This window comes from Thalassovita mangrovi (assembly GCF_009857745.1).
Lineage (GTDB): Bacteria > Pseudomonadota > Alphaproteobacteria > Rhodobacterales > Rhodobacteraceae > Thalassobius > Thalassobius mangrovi.
In genome coordinates this window covers 351135-366144 of sequence record NZ_WWEN01000003.1, presented here as the reverse complement: position 1 = coordinate 366144, position 15010 = coordinate 351135, and the positions used below count along the sequence as shown (strand labels likewise).

Below are 15010 nucleotides of genomic sequence, written 5' to 3'. Positions count from 1 at the left end.
GCTGGCGGCGTACATCAAGTTTGAAATGAATTGAGGCCCTCAACATGACCCATCTTCTGAAAGCCAGCCCGGAAACCTGCGCCTGGGGCTATTTCGACGCCACGCTGGAGCCGGCGCTCGAGGTGGACAGCGGCGAGATCGTGACCATCGAAACCGTGTCGGGCGGCCCCGAGCAGATCCCGGCAAAGGATGCCGGTTTCCACATCCCGCCCGAGCTGTTCGATATCCACGCCCGATCCGACCGGCAGGTGCCCGGCCATATCCTGACCGGGCCGGTGGCGGTGAAGGGGGCGAAACCGGGGCATGTTCTGCAGGTCGATATCCTCGACATAACCCTGCGCCAGGACTGGGGCTGGAACATGATCAGGCCGCTGGCGGGGACTTTACCCGACGATTTCCAGACCTACCGCAATGTCATCATCCCGCTGGACACCGAGGCGATGACCGGGCGGATGTCCTGGGGGCTGGAGCTGCCGCTGAAGCCGTTCTTCGGCGTGATGGGCGTGGCGCCGCCGCCGAACTGGGGCCGGATTTCGACGATCCAGCCGCGCGCCCATGGCGGCAATATCGACAACAAGGAACTGGTCGCGGGCACCACGCTTTACCTGCCGGTCTTCGCCGAAGGCGCGCTGTTTTCCTGCGGCGACGGTCACGGCGTGCAGGGCGATGGCGAGGTCTGCGTCACCGCGATCGAAACCGCGCTGTCGGGCACGTTCCGCCTGACCGTGCGGGACGATCTGGATTTCGCCTTTCCCCGCGCCGAAACGCCGACGCATCTGATCACCATGGGCATCCACGAAGACCTGGACCGCTGCGCCGAAATGGCGCTGCGCGACATGATCGCGCTGATCGTGGACCGCACGGGGCTGAGCCGGGAAGACGCCTATATGCTGTGTTCGCTGATCGGCGATCTGCGGGTCACCCAGACGGTCAACGGCAACAAGGGCGTGCATATGATGATGGAAACCGCTTTATTGCAGGCCAAAGCGGGTTAAGGAGAAAGACGCATGGGCGTGAAGACAGCGATTATCGGATTGGGCATCATGGGACAGCGGATGCTGGAACACATGGTGCGGCACCCGGAATACGACCCGGTCGCCCTGTGGGACCCGTCCTCTGACGCCTGCGATGCCGCCAGCCTGCTGGCACCGGGTGCTACCATCACGGACAGCGCCGAAGCGGCGATTGCAGCGGCCGATCTGGTTTACCTGGCCTGCCCGCCGGTGCCGCGCAAAGCCTATGCGCTGGCGGCCGCGGCGGCAGGCAAGGCGGTGTTCCTTGAAAAACCGCTGGGCGTCGACGTGGCAGAAAGCGAAGACCTTGTCGCCCGGCTGAAATCCTTCGGCGTGCCCGCGGCGGTCAATTTCACCCAGGCGGCAGGTGCCGCGCTGACCGATGTGTCCGAGGCCGCGCAAAGCGGTGCCATGGGCGACGTGGTGGGGGCCGATATAGTGGTGACCTACGCGGCCTGGCCGCGCGCCTGGCAAAAGGCGGCGGACTGGCTGCGCTTCAAGGACGAAGGCGGCATGACCCGCGAAGTCATTTCGCATTTCCTGTTCTTCTCGGAACGCATCTTGGGGCCGCTTTCGGTGGCCTGGGCGCATCCGTCCTATCCGGCCGACCCGGCGCTGTGCGAAACCCATATGCTGGCGCGCCTGGAAACCGCGGATGGCCGCCCGGTGACCGTCATGGCCAGCGTCGGCGGCGCGCAGCCGGACCGGCAGGAACTGACCATCAAGGGGTCGAAGACCAGCCGCCGGATCACCGATTTCTATGTCGATGCGGTTTCGGACGGCGGCGATTTCAGCGAACTGACCACCCGCCCCGCAGACCCGCGCGCGGTCAGCCTGAAGGCGCAGCTGGACGATCTGTTGCTGTGCCTGGCAGGCAAGCCCAACCGGCTTGCCACCCCGGAAGAGGCGCTGCGGGTGCAGAAACTGGTCGAGGCCATGCTGGGCTGAGCACCGCCGCGGCGCTACGGGACCGCGCGGGGAAGGACCATGCTGCAGCGTATGCTCGGCGGTTAAATCGGGTGCAATGCGGCCAAGGATGCTGCCGTCACGGTCATCTGGCCGATTGACCACACGGCAGTCGGCGATTGGCCAGATCGTTTATTGGCAAGCCGGGTCATCCGGCGCAAAATGGTTATAGCCCTGCCGCGACGCGCCGTTGTCGTGGCAAGCCCGCAAGGGATGCTGATAAATAGGAATATCGGGGAGCGTAACGCGACCATGCAACAGGCCAAACTCTCCAGCGACCGTACCGCCGTGCGGGAAGTCCACAGCACCGCGATCGCGGCGGAGCTGGAGGCCGAGATCGTGACCGGCAAAATCGGCGCGGGAACGAAGCTTGACGAACAATCCCTGACCCGCCGTTTCGGCGTGTCGCGCACCCCGGTGCGCGAGGCGCTGCACGTGCTGGTGGCCCGGTCGCTGGCGGAACGGTTGCCCTATCGCGGCGTCGTGGTGGTGGATATCACCTGCGAACGAATCGAACAGATGTTCGAAGCGATGGGCGAGGTCGAGGCGCTGTGCGGCCGTTTCGCGGCGGAACGGATGACCATCGGGGAACGCGGGCAGCTGGAAGAGCTGCACAAGAAAATGACCAACATCTCGGCCGGCGGCGACTCGGCGGCTTACGAGGAGGCCAATACCGAGTTCCACGCGATGATCTATGCCGGGACGCATAACGAGGATATCGAGGGGCTGGCCGAAACGCTGCGGCTGAAGCTGGCCCCCTTCCGCAAGACCCAGCTGCAATCGCTTGAGCGGATGGCGCGGTCGAACGAAGAACACGCGGCCATCGTCACCGCGATCCTTGAAAAAGATACGCAGGGCGCCGAACGGGCCCTGCGTCGTCATCTTGTCAGTGCGGCGCGCGAGGTCCTGTCACGGATGAAGTGACAGGCCCGGCGCGCACTGCGTCAGCCGAAGACCGACAGCAGCATCCTGATCGCGGTGATGAACAGGAACAGCGCGAACACCCGCTTGATCCATTTCGTGTCGACCGCATGGGCGATCCGTGCACCGACCGGGGCGAAGCCCACGGTGAAGGGCAGGATGACCATCGCCGCGGCGACGTTGACGTAGCCCAGCGACAGCGGCGGGCGGCCTTCGACGCCCCAGCCCGACACGACGAAACCGATCACCGCAGGCACCGCGATCACCACGCCGAAGGCCGAGGCGGTGCCGACGGCGCGCCGGATTTCGACCGAAAATGCCGACAGGATCGGCACCGACAGGGTGCCGCCGCCGATCCCCATCAGCGACGAAAACAGCCCCGTCACACCGGAAATCGCGACATGGACGATCTTGCTTTCGGGCAGGCTGTCGCGCAGCACAAGCGGTTTCGGCCGCGCCATGTTGACCGACACCAGCAGCGCGATGAAACCGAAGATCGCCTTCAGCCCGCCGGCATCGATATAGCGCGACACCAGCCCGCCGGACAAAGCGCCGACAACCATCGCCGGGGCCCAGAGCTTCAGCAGGCTCATATCCACCGCGCCGCGTTTGTTATGCGCCCGCGCCGAGGACACCGAGGTGAACATGATGGTGGCCAGCGAGGTCGCGACCGCCATATGCATGAACAGTTCGGGCGGGAAGTCGGTGAACGACAGCAGCCAGAACAGCATCGGCACCAAAACGATGCCGCCGCCGACGCCCAGAAGCCCCGCCATGATCCCGGCGAGGATCGCCGACAGGATGACGGTGCCGAGCAGCAAGCCCAGTTCCATGAGTGTGAAATCGGTCATATTCAGTCTTTCCTTAGTCCGTGATCGCCGCGCCGTCCGAGCGCGGATCCGTTGCCGCCTCGATCAGGCCCGAAGGATGGTGCACCACCGCGCCGGCATGGCCGGCCAGGTCGGAATAGGGATCGATCAGTTCGACCTCGTGCCCGGCCTGTTTCAGTTGCGCGACCAGCTCCGGGTCGAAGCGGTTTTCCAGTTTCAGCGTGGTGGTGTCCTGTCCCCAGGTCTTGCCCAGCAGCCAGCGCGGCGCGGTGACGGCTGCCTGCAGGTCCATGCCGAATTGTACGTGGCGGGAAAATACCGCCGATTGCGTCTGCGGCTGGCCTTCGCCGCCCATGGTGCCATAGGCCATCACCCGTCCGTCCTTGAGATCGGCCATCGCCGGGTTCAGCGTGTGGAAGGGCCGCTTGCCCGGCGCCAGCTGGTTCGGGCCCGGCTGCAACGAGAACCCCGCGCCGCGGTTCTGGAAGAACACGCCGGTTTCCGGACAGGTCAGCCCCGATCCGAATTCCCAGAACACCGACTGGATGAAGCTGACGACGGTGCCGTCGCTGTCACAGGCACCCATCCAGATCGTGTCGCCCTGTTTCGGCTCATAGGGCCAGGGCAGCGCTTTTTCGCGGTCGATCCGCGCCGCCATCGCGTCCAGCGCGTCGGTCTCCAGCCAATCCTGCGCCGGGACATCCATATGGGTGCGGTCGCCCAGTTCCGCGTTGCGGCGGATGAAGGCCTGCTTGGTGGATTCGATCAGCCCGTGGATATGATCGAACCCTTCGCCTTCGGTCACGCCAAGCCGGTCGAACAGGCCGAGGATCATCAGCGATGCCACGCCCTGCGTCGGCGCGACCATGTTGTACAGCGTCCCGTGCGAGGTTTCGACCTCCAGCGGGGTCACCCGTTCGGCACCGTATGCGGCGAAATCTTCGGCCCGCAGCGGGCTGCCATTGGCCGCCAGGTAGGCGCCGTGGGTATCGGCGATCGGTCCCTTGTAGAACGACCCCAGCCCGTTTTCGGCCAGGTGTCGCAGGGTGCGGCCAAGCGCCTGTTGCTTCATCAGCGCGCCGGTTGCGGGCACCTCGCCGTCCTGCAGGAAGGTGTCGGCAAACCCCGGCACGTCGCGCAGCCCATCCAGTTTCTCGGCGGTGGTGCGCGACTGGTTACCGGTTACCGCGATGCCGTTTTCGGCATAGGCGATGGCCGGGGCCAGCAGCCGGTCCAGCGGCAGCTTGGTGTCATGCAGGTCGAGCGCCGCCTGCCAGCCGCCGATGGTGCCCGGCACGGTCAGCGCCGCCAATCCGCCGCGGGCGGGGATCGCGTCGCCATGGCCCTGTTCGGCGTACCATTCGGGGGTGGCAAGCGCTGCTGCCTGACCGCCCGCGAAGATGCCCACCGGTGCTTCGCCCTTGCGCTTGATCAGCCAGAATCCGTCGCCACCGATCCCGTTCATATGGGGATAGACAACCGCGATCGCCGCGGCGGCGGCGACCATCGCCTCTACCGCGGTGCCGCCGTCGCGCAGGACGTCCCGGCCCACCTGGGCCGCGTGGCGATGGGGCGCGGTGACCGCGCCTTCATATCCCAATGCTGCATGTAGCATGTCTTACCATCCGATTGCTTGGGGCAGCCACGTGGCCAGCCCGGGGAAGAAATACACCAGGCTCAGCCCGATCAGCTGGATCCCGATGAAGGGCAGCACGCCCTTGTAGATGTCCGAGGTCTTCACCTCGGGCGGGGCAACGCCCTTGAGGAAAAACAGCGCCCAGCCGAAGGGCGGCGTCAAGAACGAGGTCTGCAGGTTCATCGCCACCAGGATGGCGATCCAGGCCATGTCGGCGCCCGATTGCAGGAAGATCGGCAGGAACAGAGGCAGGGCGATATAGGAAATTTCGATCCATTCGAGGAAGAAGCCCAGCACGAACAGCAGCAGCATCAGGAAGAAGATCTGCCCTTCGAAGCCGCCCGGCATCCCGGCAAAGGCCGATTGCACCAGGTGTTCGCCACCCAGCCCGCGGAAGGCCAGCCCGAAGGGCTGCGCGAAGATCAGGATCAGGAACACCATGGCCGAGGTCACGAAGGCCCCGCGCACCGCGTCTTTCAGGATGGTGAAGTTCAGCCGCCGCGCCATCAGCGCCAGCAGGATCGACCCGAACGCGCCCATCGAAGCGGCTTCGGTCGGGGCAGCGACGCCGCCGATGATCGATCCCAGCACCAGCACGATCAGCGCGATCGGCGGCAGCACCACCTTGAGAAGCTTGCGCCCCAGTTCGCCGCGCGGCATCGCATCGCGTTCCTCTTTCGGGATCGCGGGCAGGGTGTTGGGGGATACCAGCCCGAGGATCAGCACATAGGCCACGAACAGCCCCGCCAGCAGCAGCCCGGGGAACAGTGCCGCGGCGAACAGCGTGCCGACGCTTTCGCCCATGATGTCGGCCAGCAGGATCAGCACCAGGCTGGGCGGAATGATCTGCCCCAGCGTGCCCGAGGCGCAGATCACCCCGGACGCCACCCCGGCGTTATAGCCGCGGTTCAGCACCGGCCCGAGCGCGATCAGACCCATGGTGACCACGGTGGCGCCGACAACGCCCGATGCCGCGCCCATCAGCACGCCCACCAGGATGATCGCCAAGGCCATGCCGCCGCGCAGCCCGCCCATGGCGAAACCTATGACCTCTAACAGGTCTTCGGCTATTCGTGACTTTTCCAACATGATGCCCATGAAGATGAACAAGGGCAGCGCCAGCAGGGTGTAATTGGTCACCACCCCGAAAATGCGCGCCGGCATCAGCGTGAACAGCATCGGGCCGAAGCCCATGAAACCAAAGGCAAAACCGGTCACGCCCAGGCACACGGCCACGGGCATGCCGATCAGCAGCATAAGGAAAAACGCTCCGATCATGCAGAGCGCGAGGATCTCGGTATAGGGCACTTGTTTATTCCTGTTTCAGCGGCGAAGGCTTCAAAAGCTTCACCGCGGCCTCGCCCGTCATCGCCACCGCCTGGATGGCCAGCAGCACGAAGGCCACCGGCATCGTCGCCTTGAGCAGATAGCGGTATCCCAGCCCGCCGGGATCGGGGGACCCTTCGTTGATGGCATAGCTCGATTGAACGTAGGCGATGCACAGATACGCGATGATCAGCGCAACGGCGCACAGCAGCATGTTCGACAGCAGATCGATCAGCGCCTGCGCGCGCCGGTTCATCGAGCCGTAAAAGATATCGACCCGCACTTCGCCGCCTTGGTTCAGCCCGTAGGCCATGCCGAACAGCGCGGTGACAGCCATGATGTGCCACTCGGCTTCCTGCAGGGCGACGGTGCCGTAGGAAAACAGATAGCGGGACAGCACGTTGAACGCGACGACCAGCACCAGCGCGAGAGCGCTCCACGCGGCGATCTGGCCGGTGTGGCGGACGAGGCTGGAAGCCCCGTCCGCTACGGTTTTGATCACGCCGGACATCAGAGGCTGTACAGCGGCTTTTCGGAAACCGCCGCCCAGCTTGCATGTTCCGCCTTGAACGCCATGAAGGCGTCGTGAACCTTCTGCGCCGCCGGGTCCTTGGCGGCGAATTCGGCCAGCACCTTTTCGGTGACGGTCTTCAGCTCGGCCACCACGTCGTCGGGCAGGGTGTTGACGATGACACCTTCGTTTTCCACCAGGTCCTTCAGCGCGGCGGCGTTGTTCGCCTCGCTCCAGGTGTGGCTTTCCAGGTTGCAGGCCATGGCCGCCGATTTCACGATCGCTTGCAGGTCGGCGGGCAGGCTTTCCCACGCGGCCTTGTTCATCAGCAGTTCGGTGACGTTGGACGGTTCATGCCAGCCGGTGGTGTAGTAGTACTTGGCCGCGTTCTGCAGACCAAGACGACGGTCCTGGAACGGGCCGACGAATTCGGCCGCGTCGATCACGCCGCGTTCCAGCGCCGGGAAAATCTCACCGCCGGGCAGCAGTTTCACGTCGACGCCAAGCGCGGCATAAACCTTGCCGGCCAGGCCGGGGATACGCATCTTGAGATCTTTGAAATCGGCGACGCTTTCGATCGGTTCGCGGAACCAGCCGGTCATCTGGACGCCGGTGTTGCCCATCGGCAGCGCCTTCAGGCCCAGCGGTTCATACAGTTCGTCCCACAGCTCCATGCCGCCGCCGTGATACAGCCAGGCGTTCATGCCCTGGAAGTTCATGCCGAAGGGCACGGTGGTGAAATACTGCGCCGCGGGGATTTTACCGGCCCAGAAATAGGCGTTGGCGGCGTTCATTTCGACCGCGCCGCTGCGCACCGCGTCGAAACCTTCCATCGCGGGGATCAGTTCACCGGCGGCGAAGTGTTGGATCTTCAGGCGGCCGTCCGACATTTCGGCGACCTTCTTGCAGAAATCGGTCGGGCTGCCGGGGCCTTCGACATAGAAGGGCGAACCGGGCCCGTAGGCGTTGGTCATCTTCCAGTTAAAGCTGGTCTGGGCACTGGCAATGCTGGGCGCCGCGAGAGGGGCGGCGGCGAGGGTAGTCGAGGCGGCAAGGAACTTGCGTCTGTCCATTGTCATGTCCTTCATGATCGGTTGCGGATGCCGCGACGATGAAGAGTTTTCGCCCCTGCGCCATGTTTCGCCCCAACTTCTAAATGCTGCATTCGCAATATTGTATACAATATGGATTAACAATAGCGTTATTGTCTACAAAATAGGCAGGCATGAATCTGCAAGGCCCACGGCTCATCCACCGCCGGCGACATGTCACGGCCCAAATTTTCAAGAAAAATTCCGTCGGTTCGCCGCGCGCCGTCCTATCGGACCAGAACGGCCTCTTCCCGCAGCACGCTTTCCAGGCTGCCATTGCCGCCCCAGCCGGTGATGTCGATGATTTCAACATCGATCGTCCCGTCTGCCGAACCGTTGTTTTCCATCGGGCGGGTCAGGAAGATGCTGGCATAGCTGTTGACGTTATAGGTGTTCACGCCGCCGCCTTCGGCCGCGCCTTCGCCGCAATCGATGATCGCGGCATAGGTGATCCGCCTGTCGATATAGTTGACCGGATCAGACGCGATCGGGGCCATGTCGGGATCGTTCGACCCCGCCATGCATTGGGCCCGGCCCAGTTCCCCGGCGGCCGAAGCCAGATCGATCAGCCTGCCGGTCGGGCTTCTGGGATCGCTGCCCGCGACCTGTTCATAGAGATAGGTGTCAAAGCGCGACGGCCCCGGCACCCCCTCGCTTCCGGCGGGCAGCGGGTCGAAGGAGCTCGGGATGCTGGCCAGCACGGTCGCGACTTCCGAAGCGCTCAGCTCGCCGCCGTTATCATCGAGGTAAACCTCCTCGAGATAGCGCTGCAGATGCCAGTCGCCGCTGCCGATATACGACCCGGGAACGCCTTCGTTGGGCTGCGCCATGATCGAGTTGTCTTCGAAACTGTAAACGCCGTTGTCGATGCCATCGTCGCCAAGCGTCGGATTGAAATGGTCATCGCCGGCGGTGATGTCGCAATAGTCGTAGTTGCCGCTATTGCCGATTTCATCCGGCGCATAGCCCTTGCGCACGTTCAGGGCCGGCGGGACCGGGAAACTGTTGTTGTTGTAGTGGCTGAACGTGCCTTCATAGATATCGAAGCGCACATTGATCCCCTGGCTGATCGAGGTGGCCGCGCCGGGTTTCGTCGTCACCGTATCGGCATCATAGCAGGTCGGGTTGTCGGCCCCGGCAAAGATATCTCGGATCGCGTTGGCGCTGGACGATCCGTTCACCTGCAGGAAACCGAAATTGCCGGGCGACGCCGTTTGGTTGCCCGCGGGGTGCAGCCGGAACAACCGCCCGTGCAGGTCGCCGCGTCGGAAATTTTCCTGTAACTGGTCGCCGACATAGGTCCCGTTCGAATCATATTCGAACGGATTGCAGATATAGAGCGGCGGGATACGGCAGATCGCCGCGACATAGGTCGCCACAGCCGTCGCCCCCACCGGCACCGTCAGCTGTTCCGGGTTTCGAATGTCCGCGAAGAAGATCGTGTCGAGATCGCGCGACTGCGCCTGCACATAGACGTATTCCGCGTCGGACCCGACATTGGTCGCATGGGCGGTGATCCAGGCCGCGTCGATCGGGCTGGTGTCGAGTTCGGGAATGTCATCGAGGAAAAAGACGGTGAATGCGTTGCCCTCGGCATCCGCATAGGTCAGCCCGATGTGAACGTCGCTGCCCCGATGCGCCAGCATGCTGACCGAATTGGTGACCTGCGCCATCGCGCTTTGGGCGCGGGTGATCGCATCCGCCCCGCCATCCAGTTCCCGCGCCCCGGCCAGCGCCACGGAATCGGCGGCGGCCTGCAGATCCCCCTGCGCGTTGTTGCCCCGGCCGATATCGATCAGCAACAGGCCGAAGACCAGGAACACCGGCAAAATCAGAAGCGACAGGATCAGGACGTACCCGTCTTGGGCTGCGTAAAACCTTTTCATCGGAACCTCCATCCGCCGTGCAGCGAAACGCGCGGCGCAGAATAGCGGTCGGGTCAGACCGCGACGCAGTTCTTCAACACAAAACCTTCTCGCCGATCCCCTTATCTGTCAGGGGATCATCAAGACCTTCAGGATCAGCACCGGCACCGATGCCAGGGCCAGCAACACGCCATATGGCACCCTTCCGGTTTCCTTCATACCCGCCATCCAGCCGCCGATCCCCCGTTCTGCGCCCAGGGCGCGGGACATGACGATGCCCAGATACAGCAGGAACGACCCCGCCATGAGCAGCACCGCAAAGGGCAGCAGCCCATCAAACCCAAGATGCATTCCCAGCGGCAGCATCAGCTTCGCATCGCCCCCGCCAAGCGCCCGCAGCATCCACATGACGAAGCCCACGGCAAAGAGCACCCCACCGGCGATCAAATCGCCCTGCCAGTCGTGAAACCCCATCATTCCCGCCACCGGAAGGTACAGCGCCAGCAGGGTCAGAACCACGGTATTGCGGATCTTGAAGTGCCGCGCGTCGTGCCATGCGACCCCCATCATCAGCAAGACCGTCGCGATTTGGGCGATGATGGAGACCGTGACCGCCACGACGATCAGATACCCTTGAGATCCTCACGCGTGCGCCGGGGGAAATTGACCGAATTGCGCAGCATTTCGAGATTGTTCGCCGTGACCGGATTCGACGGGTCCTTTTCGTAGGCCTTCAGGAAATATTGCCGGGCGGTCTTCAATTCGCCCCGCAGCAGCATCGAATAGCCGTAATTGTTCAGGAACTCGATCCGGTTGCCGATGACCGGCTGCATCTTGCGATAGGCGTAATCCGCCTTGTCGAACCGGTTCAGCATGTCCGCGCTTGCCGCGAAACCGAGCCACGCCTGCGGATCGTTCGGCGTCACGTCCAGCGCCTTTTTGAACATCGTGTAGGATTTGCCGTAATTACCTTCGCGGAATTGAACCTTGGCCGAAACGATCAATTCGTCGTCAGGATAGAAACTGACATTCGACGTATCTTTGTTGGAGGCGGGCGATTCCGAGAATGACGAGGATCCGTCACAGCCAACCAGAGCGAACGCCATAACGAGAACGATCAGTCGTTTCATAATCACCATTCCTCGATCAATTGTCGCGCCGCAGCCGGCACGATTTCTTCATAAAACTTTTTATTAGCCTACTACAGGATGGGCTAAAATTTTAGCATTACTATGCCTCTTCACGGTGTTCGAAGGCAGATAAGTTGTAACTTTCTCACAGTTTAGCCGTGTTTCGGCCAACGCAGGCGGGTCACAACCGGCAATCTACGCACTCAAAGATGAAAAAGAGGTATATCCTTTTCTCCTACTTGCAGTCCGGGGTTCCGGCAATTTCGCCCCGGCCGAATGCAAAAAACCGATTCAATGCCGCTTCTTGCTGGCCGCGACGTTGCGCCAGGCGAGGTCCAGCAATTCGGGATTCAATTCCGGTTCCCGGTCGAGATATCGGCAGGCCGCCAGGATATGGCTGACCAGGAACCCCGGATGGGCGCCGGAGGTCACGTATTCCTCCGTCTCGTATTTGCGCTCGAAAAACTCTTCCATCACGTCCTGTTTCCATTCCAGCCCGGCAGCCCGGCAGACATCGCGGAAGATCTGCATGTAATCTTCACGGGTGGGCGAGGGCACGTGGATCTTGAAATAGATCCGGCGCAATGACGCCTCGTCGCCCAGTTCCTCGGGAAAGAAGTTGGACGAGAACACCACCAGCTGATCGAAGGGCACCATGAATTTCTTGCCGGTGTGCAGTGACAGGAAATCGTAGCCCTTTTCCAGCGGCACGATCCAACGGTTCAGATAGGCCTGCGGCCGTTCGAGCTGACGGCCGAAATCGTCCAGCACGAAAATGCCGCCAAGCGCCTTGAGATGCATCGGCGCCTCGTAATAGCGGGCGGTGTGTTCGAATTCCAAATCCAGCATCGGCAGCGTCAACTCGCCGCCCGCGATCACCACCGGGCGGTGGCAGGCGACCCAACGCGGATCGACCGGGTCGGCGCCTTCGGGCAGGTCGGCCAGTTGGTGCAGGGTTTCGTCGTAGAAGCGGATCAACTGGTTGCCGACCAGGATCGCGTAGGGAAAGCTGACCACATCGATGAAGGAGGTGCCGATCGCTTCGGCCAGCGATGTCTTGCCGTTGCCCGGTTCCCCGTACATCAGCATCGACCGGCCCGAATTCACCGCCGGTCCCAGCTGCGCCTTCAGGATGTCGGGGATCACAAGATGCGAAAACGCCTTGTCGAGCTCGGCCCGGTGAATCTTTTCATGATCGATGGATTGCTTGCGGATCTGCTCTTCGAACATCTTCAGCGTGACCGGGGCGGGGCCGACATATTGTGACACCCGCATCGCGTCCAAGGCCCACCTCTTGCCGCGGTCGGTCAGCGTATAGCGGATATCCGACTTGATATCCTGCGTTTCAAGCCCCTGCGCCTCGACCAGAAGAAGGTGGGTCATTTCCTTGATGATCTGCCGGCAGATCACCTTGGGCAGCTTGATCACCCCGGAAATTTCGGTCGGCGTCATTGTGCCGCCCTGCTGCAGAACCTTGCTGACCAGCCCGATCAGGAAGGACTCGCCAAGCCCGGTTTCCTCCATCGTTTTCGGCGGCGGCGGCGCGGCGAAGTAATGTTCCTGGTGATGCAGGGGGGGCGCCTGAACCGTCGGGTCCGGCTGGTCTTGAATGGCTTCTGTCATCGGCGCGCCTTCTTCGGGCTGTGGCTGCGGGTCATCCGGTTGCGGCAGCGGGGCGGGCGTGTCCGGCAGCGCCGCCGCGTCCCGGGGTTCGGGGAGGTCGGGAGTCTTGTCCTGTCCGAAAATCCTTAAGATCACGTCGATACCATCCTCTTTGCTCTGTGCCGTCCGATTGCCGCAAGCGCCGTGAAATCAGCCCGGCGCCATCTGCTGCAGCAGGCTGATCAGCGAAATCATGATCGGGACCAGCACGATGATCAGGCTGACGGGAAACATGAAGAACGCCATCGGGAACAGCATGCGGACCGGCAGCGTGTTGGCTTTTTCCTCGGCCTTGATGATCCGCAACTGGCGCATTTCGTTGGCGAAGGTGCGTAGCGTTTTCGACACGCTCGACCCCAGTTCTTCGGACTGGCGGAACAGGATAGCGAGGTTGCGCGCCTCTTCGACGGCGATCCGGTCCGACAGGTTGTAAAGCGCTTCGTGCATCGGACGCCCGGCGCGGATTTCAAGGTTGACGATCGACAGCTGCATCCCGAAATCCGGCACCGTGTTGAGGAATTCCCGCGTCACCCGGTCGAAGGCCGCGTCGATGCTGAGCCCGGAATCGACGCAGACAAGAAGCAGGTCCAGCAGGTCGGGGAAAATCTTGCGATATTCCCGCAGCCGCTTGTTGCCCATCTTTTCCAGGACGAAGGAGCAGCCGATGAAGGCGATCCCGGCCAGGCACAGCGACAGGATCAGCGTCAGGTTCCGGCTGAGCGTGGGCAGGACCTGCGGCAGGCCGACCTGCATCACCGTGAACACCACCGCCACCGATACGAAGCGGATCAGGTTGAACCGCAGCACCGCCGATTTGTCGTAATACCCGGCCCGAACCAGGCGCATCCGCACGCTGTTCGGGCCCTGGTTGGCGACCACGTCCAGGTAATAGCGCAGCTTTTCGTTGCCGGTCGCCAGCAGCGCATCGTTTGCGCGCGCGCGTTTGCTCTTGTTGCTGCTTTCAATGTTGCGTTCCACGTCCCGACGCTGAGCGACCACCGTAAAAATGCTGAAAGTGGCCAGCAGCACGGCGGTGAAAACCGCAAGAAGGATGAGATTTTCAGTCACGTTTCTGTCTTCCTCTCCCTGCCTGTTGCCCTAGAAATCAAAGCTCACCAGCCGACGCACGATGAAGAACCCGAAGATCATGAACATGATACAGGTTCCAATGACCATGCCGCCGTAGCCGCTATCCCAAAGCGGGTCGAAATAGGTCGGCACCAGCGACCGGATCATCGCGAACAGCCCGAACGGGAACAGCATCATGAACCAGGCGGTGAAGCGCCCTTCGGCGGAAATCGCGCGGATCTTGGCGCGCAGCATCAAACGGTCGCGCAGCATCTGTGCGAGATTTTCCAGAATCTCGGACAGGTTGCCGCCGGTGCCGCGCTGAACGCTTACCGTCACGGCCAGCAGGTTCAGTTCGGGCGATCCGACCCGCGTGATCATGTTCAGCATCGCGTCTTCGAGTTCCGACCCGAAGGTGATCTGATCCGTCAGGATGCCGAATTCGGACCCGATCGGATCGGGCATTTCCCGCGCGACAAGGCCGATGGCCGCGGTCAGCGGGTGCCCTGCGTTCAGGCTGCGCACGATGATGTCGAGCGCAGGCGCCAATTGCGCGGTGAATTTCTTGATCCGGCGGGCGCGTGCGAAATAGACCACCAGGAACGCGACCAGCAGCAACAGCACGACACCGAACAGGATCTTGACGAAAAGGTTGTTGGTGATGAACAGATCGGTCACCGCAAAGCCGATGATGAACAGCACCACGGCATACATGATGCGGCGCGGCACGCTGGTTTCCAGCCCCGACTGGGCATAGAAATTCCACAGCATCGTGCCCAGGCTTTCATCGTCGCCCCCGCGCACACCGCGCCGGTTGAGAAGCTGCGAATAGGCGGCATCGGTGCCGACCTTGAGCTTGAGCGCCTCGAGACGGTTCTGCACTTCCTGCGAATGGCGCCGCGAGGTGATCAGCGCCTGAAACGCCGCTTCGACCAGAAGCAGGGCGGAAGCGAAGACAAGGCCGTAAATGACGATCAGAGAATTCAACATG

General features: G+C 62.6%; 14 protein-coding genes. 3 read left to right on the top strand and 11 right to left on the bottom strand.

The genetic code is table 11. The features are described 5' to 3' along the window. Positions 1 to 44: 44 nt before the first annotated feature. The 3 genes from GR167_RS08320 (at position 45) to GR167_RS08310 (ending at position 2903) form a co-directional block, all read left to right on the top strand. The gene (locus GR167_RS08320) at positions 45 to 995 is read left to right on the top strand and encodes an acetamidase/formamidase family protein (RefSeq protein ID WP_160973005.1); all 951 of its coding nucleotides are present in this window, start codon (positions 45 to 47) and stop codon (positions 993 to 995) included. 12 nt (positions 996 to 1007) lie between these two features. After that, entirely contained in the window at positions 1008 to 1961 is a 954-nt protein-coding gene (locus GR167_RS08315) for a Gfo/Idh/MocA family protein (protein ID WP_160973004.1), read from the top strand. A 270-nt stretch (positions 1962 to 2231) separates the two neighbouring features. Further along, positions 2232 to 2903 carry a GntR family transcriptional regulator gene (locus GR167_RS08310; protein ID WP_160973003.1) on the top strand — a complete coding sequence of 224 codons (672 nt, stop codon included), beginning with the start codon at positions 2232 to 2234 and terminating at the stop codon, positions 2901 to 2903. A 20-nt stretch (positions 2904 to 2923) separates the two neighbouring features. Here GR167_RS08310 and GR167_RS08305 read toward each other — a convergent pair whose 3' ends face one another. The 11 genes from GR167_RS08305 to GR167_RS08255 form a co-directional block, all read right to left on the bottom strand. After that, complete coding sequence (locus GR167_RS08305) at positions 2924 to 3751, bottom strand: sulfite exporter TauE/SafE family protein (RefSeq protein ID WP_160973002.1); 828 nt, start codon at positions 3749 to 3751, stop codon at positions 2924 to 2926. Between the two features lie 13 nt (positions 3752 to 3764). Next, complete coding sequence (locus tag GR167_RS08300; protein ID WP_160973001.1) at positions 3765 to 5345, bottom strand: gamma-glutamyltransferase family protein; 1581 nt, start codon at positions 5343 to 5345, stop codon at positions 3765 to 3767. A 3-nt stretch (positions 5346 to 5348) separates the two neighbouring features. Then, positions 5349 to 6674: a TRAP transporter large permease gene (locus GR167_RS08295; RefSeq protein ID WP_160973000.1), complete on the bottom strand. Its 1326-nt coding sequence runs from the start codon at positions 6672 to 6674 to the stop codon at positions 5349 to 5351. 4 nt (positions 6675 to 6678) lie between these two features. Then, positions 6679 to 7203, bottom strand: a complete 525-nt coding sequence (locus GR167_RS08290) for a TRAP transporter small permease subunit (protein ID WP_160972999.1) — start codon at positions 7201 to 7203, stop codon at positions 6679 to 6681. Beyond that, positions 7203 to 8276 carry a TRAP transporter substrate-binding protein gene (locus GR167_RS08285; protein ID WP_160972998.1) on the bottom strand — a complete coding sequence of 358 codons (1074 nt, stop codon included), beginning with the start codon at positions 8274 to 8276 and terminating at the stop codon, positions 7203 to 7205. The genes GR167_RS08290 and GR167_RS08285 overlap by 1 nt, the downstream gene beginning before the upstream one ends. Before the next feature lie 245 nt (positions 8277 to 8521). Continuing rightward, the gene (locus GR167_RS08280; RefSeq protein WP_160972997.1) at positions 8522 to 10180 is read right to left on the bottom strand and encodes a TadE/TadG family type IV pilus assembly protein; all 1659 of its coding nucleotides are present in this window, start codon (positions 10178 to 10180) and stop codon (positions 8522 to 8524) included. Between the two features lie 108 nt (positions 10181 to 10288). Next, positions 10289 to 10777 carry an A24 family peptidase gene (locus tag GR167_RS08275; RefSeq protein ID WP_160972996.1) on the bottom strand — a complete coding sequence of 163 codons (489 nt, stop codon included), beginning with the start codon at positions 10775 to 10777 and terminating at the stop codon, positions 10289 to 10291. Between the two features lie 5 nt (positions 10778 to 10782). After that, positions 10783 to 11289, bottom strand: a complete 507-nt coding sequence (locus tag GR167_RS08270; RefSeq protein WP_160972995.1) for a tetratricopeptide repeat protein — start codon at positions 11287 to 11289, stop codon at positions 10783 to 10785. Between the two features lie 291 nt (positions 11290 to 11580). Further along, on the bottom strand, positions 11581 to 12912 hold the full coding sequence (locus GR167_RS08265; protein ID WP_160972994.1) for a DUF8689 domain-containing protein: 1332 nt from the start codon (positions 12910 to 12912) through the stop codon (positions 11581 to 11583). 189 nt (positions 12913 to 13101) lie between these two features. Further along, positions 13102 to 14019 (bottom strand): type II secretion system F family protein, encoded by a 918-nt coding sequence (locus tag GR167_RS20400; protein ID WP_160972993.1) that lies wholly within the window; start codon positions 14017 to 14019, stop codon positions 13102 to 13104. Between the two features lie 30 nt (positions 14020 to 14049). Next, the gene (locus GR167_RS08255; protein WP_160972992.1) at positions 14050 to 15009 is read right to left on the bottom strand and encodes a type II secretion system F family protein; all 960 of its coding nucleotides are present in this window, start codon (positions 15007 to 15009) and stop codon (positions 14050 to 14052) included. Position 15010: the final 1 nt, after the last annotated feature.